Origin of the sequence: Rheinheimera sp. MMS21-TC3 (assembly GCF_032229285.1) — a bacterium.
In the GTDB taxonomy this organism is placed as follows: domain Bacteria; phylum Pseudomonadota; class Gammaproteobacteria; order Enterobacterales; family Alteromonadaceae; genus Alishewanella.
The window spans coordinates 1,043,247-1,060,602 of record NZ_CP135084.1 but is presented as its reverse complement, the minus strand read 5'-3'; the positions used below and the strand labels follow the sequence as shown (position 1 = coordinate 1,060,602).

Sequence of the window (17,356 nt, the reverse complement as noted above, 5' to 3'; positions counted from 1 at the left end):
ATAAAGAGAGTGCTGTATTGAAATCACTAAACCCTTTTCATTATCTTGCTGGCCGAATTTTTATTTGGTTTTGGTTGGTACTGCTTAGTGCAGTTATCAGCGCTGTCATGCTATCTCGCAGCTTAACTGAGCCAACAGAGATCCGGCGATTATCGCACAACATTGCCAATCAACTGCAACATCAAGTTGATCGTTACCAGCAAATAGGCTCTAGCCAAGCACTAATACAAGAATTACAACAACAGCAACCTAATCGTTGGCTAGTGGTAAATACGGCTACCAATGAAATCAGCTCTGACTCGCCCCTACCCGATGACTTTGATCAAAACTGGCTAACTGAATTATCGCAATTATCCCGTCCAGGCTGGTTAAAACATCGCAATATAACTGTGGCTGGTCCATTTTTACTCCAACTCGGTAATGAGTCTTTAGCTTTATATCAAAAACGTCAGCGACCAAAGCGGCCTTGGTGGCATATCAATGATGCACCGCAACATATAGTTTTATTATTTATGTTATTTATTTCTGCCGCAGCTAGTTTTATTTTAGCCATTTCTATTTCACGGCCTCTGCGTGAATTACTACAGCGGAACTTAGAGTTTGCAACAGGAAAGCTAGATGTCCGAGTTAATCATTTAATTAAACGCAAGGATGAACTTGGCCAATTAGGCCATAGCTTTAATACCATGGCAGAACGCATCAGTGCCTTATTAACCAATCAGCAGCGGTTGTTGCGCGATATTTCTCACGAACTGCGCTCGCCCTTAGCTAGAGCCCAATTAGCCTTGGGCTTAACTGAGCGCCAGCAAGATTTACAGCAAATACCCAGATTAAAACAAGAGCTTGACCGCTTAGACACTATGCTAGATGAGCTGCTGACCTACAGTAAACTTGATGCTGGTCAATATCAGTTACAAAAACATCCTTTTGATTTAACAGAGTTAATGGCAGAAATAATCACCGTAAACCAAGTAGAAGCCGATGCCAAACAACAAACTATAGTATTAGAAGCAGAAGCCAATATTGAAGTTAATGCTGACAGTCAAATGTTAGGCCGAGCAATAGAGAATGTATTACGTAATGCAATTAAGTATAGCCCTATTGCTAGCACCATTCGTTGTCAGCTAACGCTGTTAGCTAGCACAATTCAGATACAAATAATGGATCAAGGACCTGGCATAGAAAGCCACCTATTGACCGAAATATTTGAACCCTTTTATCGAATCTCAGATAGCCGCAACAGTAATACCGGCGGCACAGGTTTAGGTTTAGCCATAGTAGCTAAAATTGTCCGTCAACATACTGGCCGCGTATCTGCATCTAAAATAACTGACTCTGGGCTTTGTATCACAATACAGATCCCAGTAAACTAACGCTATTAAAAGGTTAATGAGCGTTAGTTTGAACCAAGATATTTTTTCTTTTCCAGCTATTAAAGCTATAAGTCTGGCTGAGCAACTTTCTACACAATGGCAGCAATTAATTCAGCCATTTTGGCAAACTATGGTAAGTGGTGAGCTAATCAGCGCCGATGGTAGCAAGCTATATTATCAATACCATAAAGCCGTAACGGCTAACTGCGCCATAGTCATCAGCGCTGGCAGAATGGAAATGTCTCTTAAATATGCCGAGTTAAGCTATGAGTTAGCCCAAGCAGGTTATAGTGTCTTTATACTCGACCATCGCGGCCAAGGTCTATCTGAGCGAGCCTTAAGCAACCGTTTTAAAGGTGATATTGCTAATTTTTCTTTGTATCAGCAAGATTTTTCACAATTTATGCAACAAATTGTTTTGCCTTGCCAGCACCAGTTTCACATAGCACTTGGCCACTCAATGGGCTGTGCTATTCTGGCTGATTATCTGCGCCGGCAAACTGAATCTCCTTTTAATGCTGCTATTTTAGCGGCACCTATGTTTGGTATTTATACTAGTATAGTACCCAATATTCTTGCCCAAACTGTTGCTTTACAATTGGCAAAACTCAACCGCTGGCTTAGCCCAACGCCGTGGTATGCCCCAGGCCAAGGCGATTACAGCAATAAACCTTTTAAGGGCAATCTTTTAACTAGCAACCTAGAGCGTTATCAATGGCTACAGCAACGCTATCAGCAGCAACCAGACAGCCAACTTGGTGGTGTAACTACGCGTTGGTTAGAGCAGGCTATCTATGCTATGCGACGTATTCAGCAACAAGCCGTTTATTGGCAAACACCAGTACTCTTACTGCAGGCTGCCAATGATAAGGTGGTTGACAATCAAGCACAGCTTAACTGGTATCAAGCCTTACCGCCGAGCTTATATCGCAATAAAGTGCTCATCAAACAGGCACGGCATGAGGTTTTTATGGAAAGCGATCAGATCCGTCAGCAAGCTTTCAATGCCATTAATGATTTTTTACAGCAACTGCCACTTAAGTAAACTTACAGGAGCTTTGGATGTTACATATTGTTTTATTTGAACCTGAGATCCCGCCCAATACCGGAAATATTATTCGGCTCTGTGCTAACAGCGGCTTTAAGCTGCATTTAATTGAACCGTTAGGCTTTGCTTGGGATGATAAACGGATTAAACGTGCAGGTTTAGATTATCATGAATTTGCCGATGTATTACGCCATGCTAATTTTGAGCAGTTTATGTTGCAGGTTAGGCCTCCTCGCCTATTTGCTTGCACAACTAAGGGCCATAAACTACATAGCAATGCCCAATACCAAGCAGGTGATGCTTTGATATTTGGCCCTGAAAGTCGTGGTTTACCTATGACAATTCTAGAACAACTACCGCAACAGCACTGGCTAAAAATCCCTATGCTTGCTAATAGTCGTTCTATGAATTTAGCTAATGCTGTTTCTATATTTGTGTATGAGGCCTGGCGGCAGTTAGACTATGCTGGAGCAAAAAATTAACTTAGCACTGCATATCCTAAAACGGTTTCGGTTAGCTTAAGTTAACTCGTCGCGCTTTTCTCTACCTAATAAATCAAGCGCAGCAGTTTTAGCATCTTTGCCTTGATATAAAACCTGAAATATTTGCTCGGTGATAGGCATTTCTACTTGATAGCGCTGAGCTAAATTAAACACTTCTTTAGCATTACGATAGCCTTCAACTACTTGACCTATTGTTGTCATAGCTTGTTCTACCGTTTTTCCTTGGCCTAACAACAAGCCAAAGCGACGATTTCTGGATTGGTTATCCGTGCAAGTGAGCACTAAATCCCCTAAACCGGCCATACCCATAAAAGTATCTTTTTGGGCGCCCATAGCACAACCTAAGCGACACATTTCAGTTAAGCCACGAGTGATAAGTGCAGTTCGTGCATTAGCGCCAAAACCAATACCATCAGCTATACCGGCACCAATGGCAATCACATTTTTTACCGCACCACCTAGTTGCACGCCAATAAAATCAGGATTGGTATAAACCCTAAAGCTTTTTGCACAATGTAGTAATGATGATAACTCTTCAATAAATTCAGCATTAGTTGAAGATAATGTAATAGCAGTTGGCATGCCCGCTGCCATTTCTTTAGCAAAAGTAGGCCCAGAAAATACGGCTAAAGGCACCTCATCACCTAAAATATCACGAGCAACATCTTGCAACAAGCGGCCCGTTTCTGGCTCTAAACCTTTAGTGGCCCAAGCTACTCGGGCTTTAGGCTGTAAAAATGGCTTCAACTGCATTAAGGTTTCAGCAAACGCATGGCTGGGTACTACAATTAAGATATTTTGGCTAGTTGCCACAGTTTCAGCTAAGTCTGAGCTAAGTTGCAACGATGCTGGCAGTGTAATATCAGGCAAATAACGCTGATTACAGCGTTGCTCTGCCATCTGTTGCATATCGGCAGAGTTACGGCCCCATAAACTGATAACATTACCGTTTCTGGCAAGACAAATAGCGAGCGCGGTACCATAAGATCCCGCGCCTAAAACTGCAATTGCAGATGCTTGCATATTATTATGCGTCTACAGCTACGCCTTCAGCTTCAGCTTGACGTTGCTGTAAGAACTGGGCATACAAGGCATCAAAGTTTACTGGCGCTAAGTTTAACTGTGGAAAAGTACCACGGTTAACTAAATTAGATACCGCTTCGCGGGCATAAGGGAACAGCAAATTTGGACAGTATGAAGCTAACATATGTGCTAACTGTGCTTCTTCAATGTCACCAATACTAAAAATACCTGCTTGTTGCACTTCACATAAAAATGCTGTTTCTTCACCTAGGGTTGTTGTAACTGTTAAAGATAAAATAACTTGATAAGTATTTTCTTCTAGCTTCTCACTGCGAGTATCTAAATCTAGTTTAACTTCTGGCTTCCATTCTTTACGAAAGATCGCAGGTGCGTTTGGCGCTTCAAATGAAACATCTTTAACAAAGATACGCTGAATTGCAAATTGTAAGCCCTGTGCTTGTTCTTCTACTGCACCATTTACTTGTTGATCTGTCATAATAATTCCTAATGTTTTAAATATTTAGTTTGTTAATAAGGGAGCCAAGTCGCCTGCAGCATCAAGCGCGACTAAATCATCACAGCCGCCGACATGAAAATCATTAATGAAAATCTGTGGCACTGTAGTACGTCCATTGGCTTTTTCTATCATTTCTGCGCGCTTTTCAGGCTGCAGATCTATGCGTATTTCTTCATAAGCTACACCTTTATTTTGCAATAACATTGCAGCTTGCATGCAATAAGGGCAATAGGCTTTAGAATACATAACTACTTTTGCCATAATTATTTCTTCGCTTTAACTATAGGTAAATTTGCACTGGTCCAGCTAGACATACCACCTTGTAATACCGACACTTTACTAAAACCTTGTTTAGCTAAGTTAGCCGCTACTTTTTGTGCACTCATACCAGCTTGACATACTACAATAATGGGCACATCTTTTTTCTTTTCAAGGCCTGCTAACTTTTGTGCTGCAATATCTGCAGCCGTTAAATGCTTAGCATCTGTAATATGGCCTTTGGCATAGTCTGCTTCAGCGCGGATGTCTAGCACCACAGCATCATGACGATTCACCTGTAAAGTCAACTCAGTAGGCGTAACTTGTGCTACCGAGCTAAAACGTTGCTTAGCCCAACCAAAGATTAACAAGCCGGCGATAACCAGCCAAGCTAAACTTAACATAGGGTGATTACTAAAAAACTCTATATACTGCTGCATAACCTATTTCTGCTTTCACTAATAATAAACAGGGCTAAGTATACCCAGTTTGCAAATATAAAGCAGCAATTTAGCCAAGGCAAACTAGAACAAGACTAGCGAATTATGCAGAATTCGGTAAGATATTAGCTAATTTATTACTGACTATATGCAAGCGGAGTTTTAATGACCGGCAAAAAAAAACCTTTAGTACTCCTGATCCTTGATGGCTGGGGTTACCGTGAAGACAGTACCAATAATGCAATTGCTCAGGCTTATACCCCGGTTATGGATAAACTTTGGCAAAAATATCCCCATAGCTTGATTTCAGGTTCAGGATTGGATGTTGGCTTACCTGATGGCCAAATGGGTAACTCAGAAGTTGGTCATGTTAATTTAGGTTCAGGCCGCGTTGTTTATCAAGACTTTACCCGTATTACTAAAGCTATAGCTGATGGTGATTTTTATAGCAACCCGCAGCTGACTTCAGCAGTACAAGCAGCTGTCTCACAAAATAAAGCTGTACATCTAATGGGCTTAGTTTCCCCAGGTGGTGTTCATAGCCATGAAGACCATATTCTCGCCATGATAAAGTTAGCCCAGCAGCAAGGTGCAACTAAAATCTATCTGCATGCCTTTTTAGATGGCCGCGATACCCCGCCTCGCAGTGCAAAAGCTTCTTTAGCAACAATACAACAATATTTTACAGAGACTGGCTGTGGCCAAATCGCTTCTATTATTGGCCGTTACTATGCAATGGATAGAGATAACCGCTGGGATAGGATAGAAAAAGCCTATAACTTACTAACTTTAGCAGAAGCAGACTATAGCGCTGCTACGGCTAGCCAAGGCCTAGAGCAAGCTTATTTGCGTGATGAAAATGATGAGTTTGTTCAAGCCACTCGGATCCCAACCAGCTCAGGCGATAGCATAAAGGTAGAAGATGGCGATGCTTTAATCTTTATGAATTTCCGTGCCGACCGTGCTCGCCAATTTAGCCGGGCTTTTGTTGATGCTAATTTTAACGGCTTTAACCGCCAGAAACGGCCTAAGTTAAGCCAATTTGTTATGTTAACTGAATATGCCAAAGATATAGCAGCGCCTTGTGCCTACCCACCGGTTGCTTTAAATAATGTTCTTGGCGAATGGCTGGCTAAGCAAAATAAAACCCAACTAAGAATTTCTGAAACTGAAAAGTATGCCCATGTTACTTTCTTTTTTAGCGGTGGCCGTGAAACTGTATTCGAGGGCGAGCAACGCATTTTAGTTGAATCCCCCAAAGTTGCTACTTATGATTTGCAGCCAGAAATGAGTTCTACCGAACTCACAGATAAATTAGTTGCCGCTATTCATAGTGGTGAATTTGATACCATTATTTGTAACTACCCTAATGGTGATATGGTAGGCCATACCGGTGTGTTATCTGCTGCTATTAAAGCGGTTGAAGCAGTTGACTCTTGCATTGGTCGTGTGGTCGAGGCGCTACAACAAGTAGGTGGCGAATGTTTAATTACTGCAGATCATGGTAACGCCGAATTAATGCGTGATGTCGAGTCTGGCCAAGCTCATACCGCCCATACTAATGGTCCCGTTCCGCTTATTTATGTTGGTAGGCCTGCAAAAGCAATTCAAGGTGGCGTCTTAAGTGATATTGCGCCAACCATGTTACATTTGATGCAATTACCAATACCGCCAGAAATGACTGGCAAAATATTAATGCAAGTAGACTAAATGGCTAAATTTGGCTTTTTAACTTGGCTACAGCAATCTTTATGGTTGCTGTTGTTTTGTTGTTTTGCCGCTTCGGCACAACAGCAACAAGAGCTTGCCCAGTTACAGCAGCAAATTAAACTTACCGAGCAGCAAGTTAAACAGCAACAAAAGCAGCTAGCACAAGTTGAAAAAAAGTTGCAACAATCAGATCGTGAACTTGCTCAAGCCTCGATTAAATTAAACCAAACCCAACAGCAGCATGATGCAATTGTTAACCGGCAACAACAGCTGCAACAAGAGCAACAACAAACTCAGCAACTATTATTAAAGCAAAAAGAATTATTAGCCGCCCAAGTAAAAAGCGCTCACCAGCTGGGCCAGCATGATTACAGCCAGATGTTACTTAACCAACAAGATGCTGGTAAGCTTGAGCGTATACTTACGTATTATCAATATTTTAATCAAGCTCGCCTAAAGCAACTCGCTAGCATTAATGCCACTTTACATCAATTAGAACAAATAGACGCCGAATTAGTAGAACAAGCCCAGCAACTTGCCGCAAATTTAAGCCAACTAAAACAACAACAACAGCAATTAAACCTAGCCAAACTCAAACAGCAACAAGCTGTTACTAAGCTACAAAATGCCTTACAAGAGCAAGGCAAACAGCTAGACTATTTACGCCAAAACGAAGCTAGTTTACAAGCTACCCTTGAGCAATTAGCCAAGTTAGCCGATCAAGCCAAAGAGCTAGTCGGGTTAACCAAGCAAAAAGGTAAACTAAACTGGCCAATTAATGGCAGCATCAGCCAACATTTTGGTGAACGCCGGCAAGGCGGTATGTCATCTAGAGGTATTTTAATTCAAACCACCGAAGGCGCGGCTATCAAAGCTATTGCCGATGGCCAAGTTATTTATGCCGATTGGTTAAAAGGCTATGGTTGGGTTATTGTACTTGATCATGGCGCTGGCTTTATGAGTTTATATGGCCATAATCAATCTCTATTAAAAACACCTGGTAGCCGTATTACGGCAGGTGAAACCATAGCAGCTGCAGGTATGAGTGGCGGCCAAGCCACAGCTGGACTTTATTTTGAGATCCGCAATAAAGGTGAAGCAGTTAATCCAATCAGTTGGTTAAGCAAACAAAATTAATAAAAAGCTTTATTAACATTCGCTTTTATTTATAATTTATAAAACTAATAAACAATAGCTAACAGCGCTTAATGAGAATAATAATAACGTGCGATGCTTCCTTTTTATTTCAGTACTGCTGCTGAGTTTTACTATTCATGCAACAGCTAAACCGACTATTGCCATTATAATTGACGATATTGGCTATCACAAATCTGATTTTAAGCTGATCGATTTACCTTATGCCCTAACTTTTTCTGTTTTGCCTTATACGCCCTATGGCCAAAGTTCCGCGCGTTATGCTTTTTCTAAGCAAAAAGACGTCATGCTGCATATGCCCATGCAAGCTAGCTACCTCAATGCTTCTGAAGAAGCAGGTACTTTGTCTCAACACATGGATAAACAACAAGTGCAGCAAAGCCTTCAAGCAGCCTTAGCAGATATACCTTATGCCATAGGTGTTAATAATCATATGGGCAGCTTGTACACTGAATTAGAGCAGCATATGGCATGGACTATGGAGTACTTACAACGTCGACATTTATTTTTTGTTGATAGTCTAACCACAGCTAAAAGTACTGCTAATAAGTATGCCAATGCTTATGGCGTAACAAGTTTAAGCCGCCATGTTTTTTTAGATAATGAGCAAACAGAAGCCGCCATAGCGAAACAATTTAATCAATTATTGCGCATTGCTAAAACCCACAATAATGCCATTGCTATTGCTCACCCTTATCCGGAAACTTATAAGTTTTTACAAAAAAATCTACCTTTGCTTAAACAACAAGGCATTCAATTAGTAGGTATTTCACAGCTATTACCCCAAGAACATAGCGTTATAGCCGCTGGATATACCGCTCCAGCTATATCCGCACCACATTAATGAATGCTGATTATCAGCCATAAAAAAAGCAGCTAAATTTAGCTGCTTTTTTTATATTTAGCTTAGGGCAAACTAGATCATAGCCGCTTGCAGCTTTTTCATTGCATTCTTCTCTAACTGGCGGATCCGCTCAGCTGATACCGAATAACGATCAGCCAACTCTTGTAATGTTAGCTTGTTATTATCTAACCAACGAGCGCGCACTATATCTTGGCTACGTTCATCTAAAGTGCGCATAGCGGCTTGTAACTGATCTACTGCAGCAGTGTCTATTTGCTCTTCTTCAACCTGCAACGCTATGTCTGAGTTTTTGTCTTTTAAGAAATATACCGGCGCAGTGAATGCTGACTCCTCGTCATCATCAGAGGCGTCAAATGGCATATCGTAATTACTCATCCGCGATTCCATTTCGCGCACTTCATGCTCTGCAACGCCAAGACTTTCGGCTACATTCTTTACTTCATCTTGACTAAACCAACCTAAATGCTTTTTTGAGCGACGTAAGTTAAAAAACAATTTACGTTGTGCTTTAGTGGTAGCCACTTTTACAATGCGCCAGTTTTTTAATACATATTCATGAATTTCTGCTTTAATCCAATGCACAGCAAAAGAAACGAGTCTTACACCAACGGCGGGATCAAAACGCTTAACTGCCTTCATCAGGCCTATGTTACCTTCTTGAATTAAATCATTTACCGGTAAACCATAACCTGAGTAACTACGTGCTATATGGACTACAAAACGTAAGTGAGAAATAATTAATTTACGAGCAGCTTCTAAATCACCTGTTTCAAATAAACGTTTAGCAAGCTCGCGCTCTTCCTCTACCGTTAGCATCGCAATTGAACTCACAGCATGGGTATAAGCCTCTAAACTACTACTAGCGGCTACCGGAAATGGGATCATTTTAGCTGTATCGTTCATTAAGGTGTCCTTATTCAATCTAATTGAGCCTATATTAGCACTCTTTGACTTAGAGTGCTAATATAAGTTTCAATTATTTTAATATTTACTCGTTATTAAGAATAAATTTTTAATTATAAAGCGTTATTAAGGGCCTGTCGGCTCTATGGCACTGATATGACGGCGAACTGAGATATAAGAACCAGACAAGCCTAAGATAACAGCTATTAGCATTAAACTAATAAACTCACTTAAACTTAATGACATTAATTGAAATTGACTCTGGTATAAGGATGTTAGGCTACCTATAGCACTTTGCAGCCACAGCAGCATAACTTCAACAATTAAGTATGATAATAGGCCGCCAAAAACACCAAACCAAACGCCGCTATATAAAAAAGGTCTTTGGATAAATGCATCAGTAGCACCTACTAACTTCATAACTTCTATTTCATCTTTTTTATTCATTATAGATAAACGAATCGTATTACCAATAATTAATAACACTGCACTTAATAGTAATAAGGCAATAACTAATACTGCTTGACGTAATAAGCTAACAATAGCATCCAGCCTAGTTAACCAATCAATATCTAATTTACCCGTCTCTACTAAGGCTTCATTTTGTAATCGAGTTAACAGTTGTTTAGCCTGTTCTGCGGCAGTATTTTGCGGTAAAACTAATAGCACATCGGGTAGTGGATTATCGCTTAATAATGATAAAGCAGTGCCAAAACCAGATACTTGCGAAAATTCAGCCAAGGCTTGTTGTTTATTAATCCAACTAACTCGGGCTATATCTTTATCTGCTTGTAAAATATGAACCAAACTAGCAATTTGCGTTTCAGTACTGCCCTCTTTAATAAATAAGCTAATCTCTGCCGCTTCGGTAAAGCTATCGCTAATTTGTTGTACGTTTTTAACCAACAAATGTAAGGTTGTAGGTAAGGTTAGGCTAACCCCTAGAACAGCAATGGTTAAAATTGATGCCGATGGTGTACGCCAGAGCTCGCCTAAACTAAATAACGCTTGGCGAAAGTGATCTAACCAAAACATAATAAAACGCCGAACTAAGCCGACTTTTCGTGATGAGGCCCCACTAGTTGCTCGCCCTGTAAACAGCATACTCATATAGGCGCATCCTCGGTATGTAATAAACCGTCATTGATCATCTTGCCTTGCTTCAATGTAAGAGTACGGTATTTTTTTCGCGCCACTAGCCCTAAATCATGGGTAGCCACTAATACCGACACTCCAACCTGATTAAAGGCCTCAAACACCCGTAAAATTTCTTTAGATAACTCAGGATCAAGATTACCAGTTGGCTCATCAGCTAATAATAATGGCGGCTTATTAACCACAGCACGAGCTATACCTACCCGTTGCTGCTCTCCACCAGACAAAGTTTGCGGTAAACAACGTACTTTATCTAACAGGCCTACTTTATCTAAAGCAGCATGAACGCGCTTAACCATATCTTTACCGCTAAAACCTTCTATTATTAATGGTAAAGCTACATTATCAAACACGGTATGATTCATTAATAAGCGGTGGTTTTGAAATATAATACCAATATCTCTGCGCACAAAAGGAATATGTGCACGGCGAATACGGCTTAAATCAACATCATTAATTAATACTTGCCCTACTGATGGTCGTTCAATCAAGCTAATAAGTTTTAATAAGGTACTTTTACCTGCACCAGAATGGCCGGTTAAAAATGCCATTTCGCCTCGCTCTAATTTAAAGCTAACGCGATCCAAGGCTACAAAGCCACCTGGATAACTTTTACTTACCTGATCAAACTGCAACATATTAGAGATCTCGGTTAAATAAGGCTTGAATAAAGTCTTTGCTATTAAACTCACGCAAATCTTCAATGCCTTCACCCACACCTATGTAACGAATGGGTACATTAAATTTATCCGCAACAGCAAAAATAACACCGCCTTTAGCTGTACCGTCTAGCTTAGTTAAACTAATGCCCGTTAGAGGTACTGCTTCATTAAATACTTTTGCTTGGCTTAATGCATTTTGTCCTGTACCCGCATCTAAGGTTAGCATCACTTCATGGGGGGCCTTAGGCTCTATTTTTTGCAATACTCTAACAATTTTCTTTAGCTCTTCCATTAAATGGGCTTTATTTTGCAGCCGGCCTGCCGTATCGGCAATCAACACATCTACTTTACGTGCTTTAGCTGCTTGATAGGCATCAAAAATCACCGACGCACTATCAGCCCCTGTATGCTGAGCAATAACAGGAATATTATTCCGTTCGCCCCATACTTGTAATTGTTCAACGGCAGCAGCTCTAAAGGTATCACCTGCAGCTAACATCACACTTTTGCCTTGTTGCTTATATTGCTGTGCCATTTTACCGATAGTAGTAGTTTTACCCACGCCATTTACCCCTATCATTAAAATAACAAAAGGGCCAGTATCACATTTTGGTACTAAAGGTTGTTCTACTTCTTGCAGCAACACCGCCATATCTTGCTGTAATTTATCAAATAATAAGGTGGCATCTTTTAATGACTTACGATCTGCATGCTGTTCTAGTTGACCAATTAGCTTTTGGGTTGTCTCTACCCCTATATCCGCTAACAGCAATTGCGTTTCTAGCTCTTCGTATAACTCTTCATCAATTTTACGGCCAGTAAACAAACCAGCTAAACCGGCCCCTAAATTCTGGCTAGTTTTTGCTAAGCCTTGTTTTAGACGGGCAAAGAAACCCACTTTTTTAGCAGGGGCTTCAGGCGGAGTCACTGCAACCTCAGGCTCTAGACTAACAGGCTCTGTTACAACCGGCTCACTAGCGCTTACAGGGGCTTTTACTGGTTCATTAGTAACTGCATCTTGAGCAACTAACTGCTCAGTATTTTGCCTGCTACTCTCTTCTGTTGCTACAGCTAAGTTAGCCGTTGTTGCTGCAACAGCATCTGATTGAACATCTTGTTCAGAATGATTAATTTGCTCTGTTGCTAGCGTTTCTGGTGCACTAGCGTCAGTCGATTTATTTTTGCCAAGGCCTAGCCAAGAAAACAGTTTATTTTTTTTGCTCATAAGCTCAAGTGTATACAAATAAAAATTAAGGTAAACTTAGCTGCTATACTAACACCTTTGCGTTAAAGGCAAAATGGAATCGATGAAACAAGCAAAAGCAAAGCAACAAACAGCAACAAATAAAGCACCTGGCGATGTTAGAGTGATCAGTGGTAAGTGGCGTGGTCGTAAACTGCCTGTCTTTGATGCAGAAGGCTTAAGGCCAACTCCTGACAGAGTTAAAGAAACCTTATTTAACTGGTTAATGCTGCATATAGATGGTGCTATAGTATTAGATTGCTTTGCTGGCAGTGGCAGTTTAGCTATTGAGGCCTTATCGCGACATGCAAACTATGCCAGTTTAATTGAACGGGATAGAAAACTAGCAGCACATTTAAAACAAAACTTACAACGCTTAAGTTGTAGCAATGCTGAAGTGATTAATCAAGACTGCTTAACAGTGTTAGCTAAAACGGCTATTAAAAAGTACGACATTGCTTTTATTGACCCACCCTTTCATAAAAACTTAGCCATAGCATGCTGCCAAGCTTTAGAAACAAACGGCTGGTTGGCAGATAATGCCTTTATTTATTTAGAAGTAGAAAAAGAATTAAATATTCAGCTTATTCCCAGCAATTGGTTATTAATAAAACACCAACAAGCTGGCCAACTGGCATATCGCCTATACCAGCGGCAAAACCATAGCTAGCTTTACGCTAGCTAGCCTCTAGGCTGGATTCAGTTAACTCCATACCCAAATTCGTTAAACCCTGCTCTTTTACCCAAGCTTGTAACAGCTGACGCTGCTCACGGTCAAAACGCTGAATTGGCTGCACTAAACTAATTAGTTCTGCTAAGCAATCCATTTCATATTGCATTAGCGGATGTTCACGCACTAGCTTTTTCAGTTCAGCTTCGCTACTTATCTCCAGCTCAGCCGTTTCATACTCAATTAAACGAGCCACTGTAGCTTGAGATATTTTGGCTACATCTATAAAAGCAGCGCCCTCTTGCTGAGCAATACCATTTAGCATGATATCTAACGCCGTTAAACTGTCTACAGCTGGATAAACCCCAAAAATATCAAACTGGTTTACTTCAGGTGTTATTAGCTCTAGATCAGCGGCTAGCTTTTCAAAGTTAATTTTGGCTTTTTTAACCGTTAACCATTCCCATATTAAAGTTAATATATGCCTTGGTAATACAGGATCTCCAGTTTTAGTTACCTCAGAAAACAATTGATAATTAGGTAGCATCCGCTCTAGTAAAGTAGCGGCTATCGCCGCTTGCTGATAAAAGCTTAGCTCGCGCATTGCTTGAAAGTTATTCGCTTTTGGTTTCATTTAAATCCTGAGTAAAACGGGTATCGGCTATTAACTCGGTACTTGTAATTGTTTTTGGGCATATTCGAACTTCAGTTTAAACTCCATGATACGCTCTTCCATTTCTTGTACCACTTGCTTCTGCTGCTCTTCTTGCTCTTTTAGCTCCATCCGTAAAGTACGGATAATTTCTCTACTGCTATCTGCATCAGCATGCTGCTTTTCTTCTGCAGCATATTGTCTATTTTGCGCGTGCTCTAGTTGAGCTTCAAGCTTTTGCTGGCGTGACTCTTGTGTTTTTTGTTGTTCAAACACATCAACATAGCGAGCTTGTAACTGAGTTAACTCTGAGCCCAACTCTGCATTTTCATCTAAATATTGCTGTTGTAAGGACAAAGCTTCTTCTAATTGTTGTTGTAGTGCAGCCATATCCTCGTTTGCACTTTGCAGCGACTGATGTTGCTGTTGAATTTTTTCCTGTTGTAGCTCTACTGTTTTACTGCGATCTTGTATTTCTTGTTGCAGCTTAGCAATAGTATGTAACTTATCTTCCTGGGCTTGTTCTTGAGCACTAATATGCTGCTTAGCTTCTAACAACGACTCTTCTAGCTGACTTAACTGCTCTTGTGTCGACTCTAATTGCTGGCTCTGCTGCGCTTTTAACTGTTCAAGTTGTTTTTGATGCTGTTGCCCAGCTTGTTGTGCTGCTGCTTCAAGTTGTTCAATCTGTTGCTTAGTAGATTGCAGCTCTACCTCATGCTGATGTTTTAACTGATGCACTCTTTCATCATGCTGTTGCTGCAGTTGGGCAATATCTTGTTCAAATTGGGCATGTAGCTCTTGCTGACCAGTTAGTTGATTTTGTTGCTGAGTTTGTAACAGTTTAAGTTCAGTTTTAGCTTGTTGTAATGCAAGCTTTAAATCATGGGCAACGGCTTTCTCTTGCTCTGCTTCAGCTTGATTAGCGGCTCCTTGCTTAGTCTGCAACTCGGCTATTTTTTGCTCTAATTGCTGCATTTTCACTAACTGTTCTTGCTCTAACTCTTGATATTGATGCTGCTCGGCGACTAATTGCCGCATTGTAGCAGTCAATTCAGATTCTACTTCAGTTAAGCGGTTAGTTAGCTCTTGCTTGGCTTGTTGCAACTCTTTAACGGCAGTTCCATTATCTGCAGTTTGAGCGCCACCTTGCTGCTGCAATAACTGTTTTGCTTGTTGCCATTCTTTAAACAGCTTCTGATAAGCTTGTTCTTGTTCATTTAAACGCTTTTGCCACTGACTGTCTGTGTCAGCTAATACTTCAGTAGCAAACTGCTGGATAGATTCTTGTTGCATCTCCAGCAGCTGACGAGAGAAGTCCTCAATACTGGCTTGCAAACTCTGCTGCACAGCTTGAGACAACTCAGCGATACGTTGCGGATTTTTATTTTTATTTTGATTTTTATTCACGGCAGTCATCATCAGCTCTCGTTTTACTTAGGCTATAACAATACATCGTTGTTGTTCTAGCTGTCTTATCTTTAAACAAGCTACAATTAGCAACGTTTAAATTATTACTTGGGCAACTAAGCACCTTGCTTTAGTGTAATATGAGTTCCCTCTGATAGCTAACGCTAATAATATATCTGGCAAACAATTACACTAATATAAATTAAAACAGCTACTTAGGTTGCACTTGATTAAATTATACGCTTATACTCTAGCATTAATAAAGCAAATTATCTTGTTTAAGCCCCGGTTCATGATGCTTTACATAGTATAGTATGCTCTTGATGTTTTTAACTCAACCTGCATCTAGGCTCCACAATTAAAGGACAATATTATGCTGAACATTAATCGAAAACGTATTACTGCTCTGTTTAGTGCTGCAATACTGTTAACACTAGCAGCTTGTTCATCCGGCCCGCAAGTGCGCTCAGATTCGGTTCTTGGTACTAATTTTAGCAGCTATAAAACTTTTGGCTTTATAGATCAGCTTGCAACTGACAAAGCAGGTTACACCACTATCGTTACCCAAAATTTTAAAGCCGCCATTAGCAATGAAATGAAAAAAGCTGGCTATCAATATACAGAGCAAAACCCTGACTTGCTAGTTAACTTCAACTCAAATATTCAACACCGCACTGAGGTGCGATCTACGCCAAGTGCTAGCTTTAATTACGGCTACTATAATTATCGGCGTGGTGTTTATGCCGGTTTCCCAATATATACAACAGAAGTTGATACCATTAATTATAAAGTAGGCACAGTAAATATTGATATTATTGACGCCAAACAAAAACAGTTAATTTGGGAAGGTATATCTGAGGGCACTTTAAAAAAGTCAGATTTACAACATCCTCAGCAAGCCGTTAATAAAGTGGTAAACTTAATTATGCAACAGTATCCAACTTATCCGCAGCCGGTGAAATAAGTTTAAGCAACTCTCTACCTCGGTTCTAACTAAAGCGCTAATCATTAAGTTTAGCGCTTTGTTTAGAAACTGCGGCTGATAGTATTAATCAGCGCTGGCTAGGGCTTTCTCCGAGGTTTAATTTACTATGACTACTTTTGTTGTTGGTACCGACTCCGTAACCTATAAAGCCACACCTTTTGCCTTCTTAATACAACGCTTTTATCAAGATGGCTGGGTATTATTACCCCAGTTTCTAACTGACTCACTTAATGCAGCTTTATTACATGAAGCCCAATACGAAGCAGATTTAACCTTAGCTGGTATTGGCCGTAACACCGCCCATCAACTTAACCAACAGATTCGCCGTGATGCTACCCAATGGTTTGACGCAACAACACCAGCTCAGCAAGCATATTTACAACTCATGGCCGAATTACAACTTGCGCTTAACCGCCAGTGCTTTTTAGGGCTATTTGATTTTGAATGTCATTTTGCTCGTTATCAGCAAGGTGATTTTTATAAAAAGCATCTAGATGCCTTTAAAGGCCGGACCAATAGAGTCTTAACCACCGTCAGTTACCTAAATACGGTAGAAAAAGGCGGCCAGCTAGCCTTATATGATGAGACAGACAAGCTAATCCAAACTATTACCCCCACAGCTGGAAGCTTATTATTATTTGAAAGCGAACGTTTTCCTCATGAGGTTTTACCTGCACAAGATCCGCGTTTTAGTATTGCTGGCTGGTTTCGTAAAAATGCGAACATTAATGGCGTACTTGACCCTGCCAATTAAATTTTCATCTGTTTTTTTTATTCAGTATCT

General features: G+C 40.5%; 19 protein-coding genes. 9 read left to right on the top strand and 10 right to left on the bottom strand.

Annotation, left to right across the window (positions count from 1 at the left end):
• Positions 1–17: 17 nt before the first annotated feature.
• Genes RDV63_RS05360 through trmL form a run of 3 tightly spaced genes read left to right on the top strand, consistent with a single transcriptional unit; the run spans position 18 to position 2,903 of the window.
• Positions 18–1,373, top strand: coding sequence for an ATP-binding protein (locus RDV63_RS05360; protein ID WP_313908478.1), 1,356 nt, complete (start codon positions 18–20; stop codon positions 1,371–1,373).
• Between the two features lie 28 nt (positions 1,374–1,401).
• Positions 1,402–2,418, top strand: coding sequence for an alpha/beta fold hydrolase (locus tag RDV63_RS05355; RefSeq protein WP_313908477.1), 1,017 nt, complete (start codon positions 1,402–1,404; stop codon positions 2,416–2,418).
• Positions 2,419–2,435: 17 nt separating this feature from the next.
• On the top strand, positions 2,436–2,903 hold the full coding sequence (gene trmL / locus RDV63_RS05350; protein ID WP_313908476.1) for a tRNA (uridine(34)/cytosine(34)/5-carboxymethylaminomethyluridine(34)-2'-O)-methyltransferase TrmL: 468 nt from the start codon (positions 2,436–2,438) through the stop codon (positions 2,901–2,903).
• 36 nt (positions 2,904–2,939) lie between these two features.
• On the opposite strand, the gene gpsA is transcribed toward trmL, so the two are convergent.
• From gpsA to RDV63_RS05330, 4 genes are read right to left on the bottom strand one after another with little or no spacing between them, the layout of a single operon-like run.
• Positions 2,940–3,947: an NAD(P)H-dependent glycerol-3-phosphate dehydrogenase gene (gene gpsA / locus RDV63_RS05345; RefSeq protein ID WP_313908475.1), complete on the bottom strand. Its 1,008-nt coding sequence runs from the start codon at positions 3,945–3,947 to the stop codon at positions 2,940–2,942.
• Positions 3,948–3,951: 4 nt separating this feature from the next.
• Positions 3,952–4,443 (bottom strand): protein-export chaperone SecB, encoded by a 492-nt coding sequence (secB, locus tag RDV63_RS05340; RefSeq protein WP_313908474.1) that lies wholly within the window; start codon positions 4,441–4,443, stop codon positions 3,952–3,954.
• A gap of 24 nt (positions 4,444–4,467) precedes the next feature.
• Positions 4,468–4,725 (bottom strand): glutaredoxin 3, encoded by a 258-nt coding sequence (gene grxC, locus RDV63_RS05335; RefSeq protein ID WP_313908473.1) that lies wholly within the window; start codon positions 4,723–4,725, stop codon positions 4,468–4,470.
• A gap of 2 nt (positions 4,726–4,727) precedes the next feature.
• On the bottom strand, positions 4,728–5,162 hold the full coding sequence (locus RDV63_RS05330; protein WP_313908472.1) for a rhodanese-like domain-containing protein: 435 nt from the start codon (positions 5,160–5,162) through the stop codon (positions 4,728–4,730).
• A gap of 165 nt (positions 5,163–5,327) precedes the next feature.
• Between RDV63_RS05330 and gpmM the strand changes: the two genes are divergently transcribed.
• The 3 genes from gpmM (at position 5,328) to RDV63_RS05315 (ending at position 8,871) form a co-directional block, all read left to right on the top strand.
• The gene (gene gpmM / locus RDV63_RS05325) at positions 5,328–6,872 is read left to right on the top strand and encodes a 2,3-bisphosphoglycerate-independent phosphoglycerate mutase (protein WP_313908471.1); all 1,545 of its coding nucleotides are present in this window, start codon (positions 5,328–5,330) and stop codon (positions 6,870–6,872) included.
• A complete protein-coding gene (locus RDV63_RS05320; protein WP_313908470.1) occupies positions 6,873–8,009 on the top strand; it encodes a murein hydrolase activator EnvC family protein in 1,137 nt (378 codons plus the stop codon).
• Between the two features lie 88 nt (positions 8,010–8,097).
• The gene (locus RDV63_RS05315; protein WP_313908469.1) at positions 8,098–8,871 is read left to right on the top strand and encodes a divergent polysaccharide deacetylase family protein; all 774 of its coding nucleotides are present in this window, start codon (positions 8,098–8,100) and stop codon (positions 8,869–8,871) included.
• Between the two features lie 72 nt (positions 8,872–8,943).
• Here the strand turns inward: RDV63_RS05315 and rpoH are convergent, their stop codons facing one another.
• From rpoH to ftsY, 4 genes are all read right to left on the bottom strand, one after another.
• Positions 8,944–9,795 (bottom strand): RNA polymerase sigma factor RpoH, encoded by an 852-nt coding sequence (rpoH, locus tag RDV63_RS05310; protein ID WP_313908468.1) that lies wholly within the window; start codon positions 9,793–9,795, stop codon positions 8,944–8,946.
• Positions 9,796–9,921: 126 nt separating this feature from the next.
• Entirely contained in the window at positions 9,922–10,905 is a 984-nt protein-coding gene (gene ftsX, locus RDV63_RS05305) for a permease-like cell division protein FtsX (RefSeq protein WP_313908467.1), read from the bottom strand.
• Complete coding sequence (ftsE, locus tag RDV63_RS05300; RefSeq protein WP_313908466.1) at positions 10,902–11,588, bottom strand: cell division ATP-binding protein FtsE; 687 nt, start codon at positions 11,586–11,588, stop codon at positions 10,902–10,904. The genes ftsX and ftsE overlap by 4 nt, the downstream gene beginning before the upstream one ends.
• Before the next feature lies 1 nt (position 11,589).
• On the bottom strand, positions 11,590–12,837 hold the full coding sequence (gene ftsY / locus RDV63_RS05295) for a signal recognition particle-docking protein FtsY (protein ID WP_313908465.1): 1,248 nt from the start codon (positions 12,835–12,837) through the stop codon (positions 11,590–11,592).
• Between the two features lie 82 nt (positions 12,838–12,919).
• Between ftsY and rsmD the strand changes: the two genes are divergently transcribed.
• Entirely contained in the window at positions 12,920–13,525 is a 606-nt protein-coding gene (rsmD, locus tag RDV63_RS05290; RefSeq protein ID WP_313908464.1) for a 16S rRNA (guanine(966)-N(2))-methyltransferase RsmD, read from the top strand.
• A 7-nt stretch (positions 13,526–13,532) separates the two neighbouring features.
• Here the strand turns inward: rsmD and RDV63_RS05285 are convergent, their stop codons facing one another.
• Together RDV63_RS05285 and RDV63_RS05280 are read right to left on the bottom strand one after the other, a co-directional pair.
• Positions 13,533–14,159, bottom strand: a complete 627-nt coding sequence (locus RDV63_RS05285; protein WP_313908463.1) for a YjaG family protein — start codon at positions 14,157–14,159, stop codon at positions 13,533–13,535.
• A gap of 30 nt (positions 14,160–14,189) precedes the next feature.
• Complete coding sequence (locus RDV63_RS05280; protein ID WP_313908462.1) at positions 14,190–15,599, bottom strand: hypothetical protein; 1,410 nt, start codon at positions 15,597–15,599, stop codon at positions 14,190–14,192.
• Positions 15,600–15,960: 361 nt separating this feature from the next.
• Between RDV63_RS05280 and RDV63_RS05275 the strand changes: the two genes are divergently transcribed.
• Both RDV63_RS05275 and RDV63_RS05270 read left to right on the top strand, forming a co-directional pair.
• Positions 15,961–16,551 carry a DUF4136 domain-containing protein gene (locus RDV63_RS05275; RefSeq protein WP_313908461.1) on the top strand — a complete coding sequence of 197 codons (591 nt, stop codon included), beginning with the start codon at positions 15,961–15,963 and terminating at the stop codon, positions 16,549–16,551.
• A gap of 127 nt (positions 16,552–16,678) precedes the next feature.
• Positions 16,679–17,326 (top strand): 2OG-Fe(II) oxygenase, encoded by a 648-nt coding sequence (locus RDV63_RS05270; protein WP_313908460.1) that lies wholly within the window; start codon positions 16,679–16,681, stop codon positions 17,324–17,326.
• The last annotated feature ends 30 nt before the right edge of the window (positions 17,327–17,356 follow it).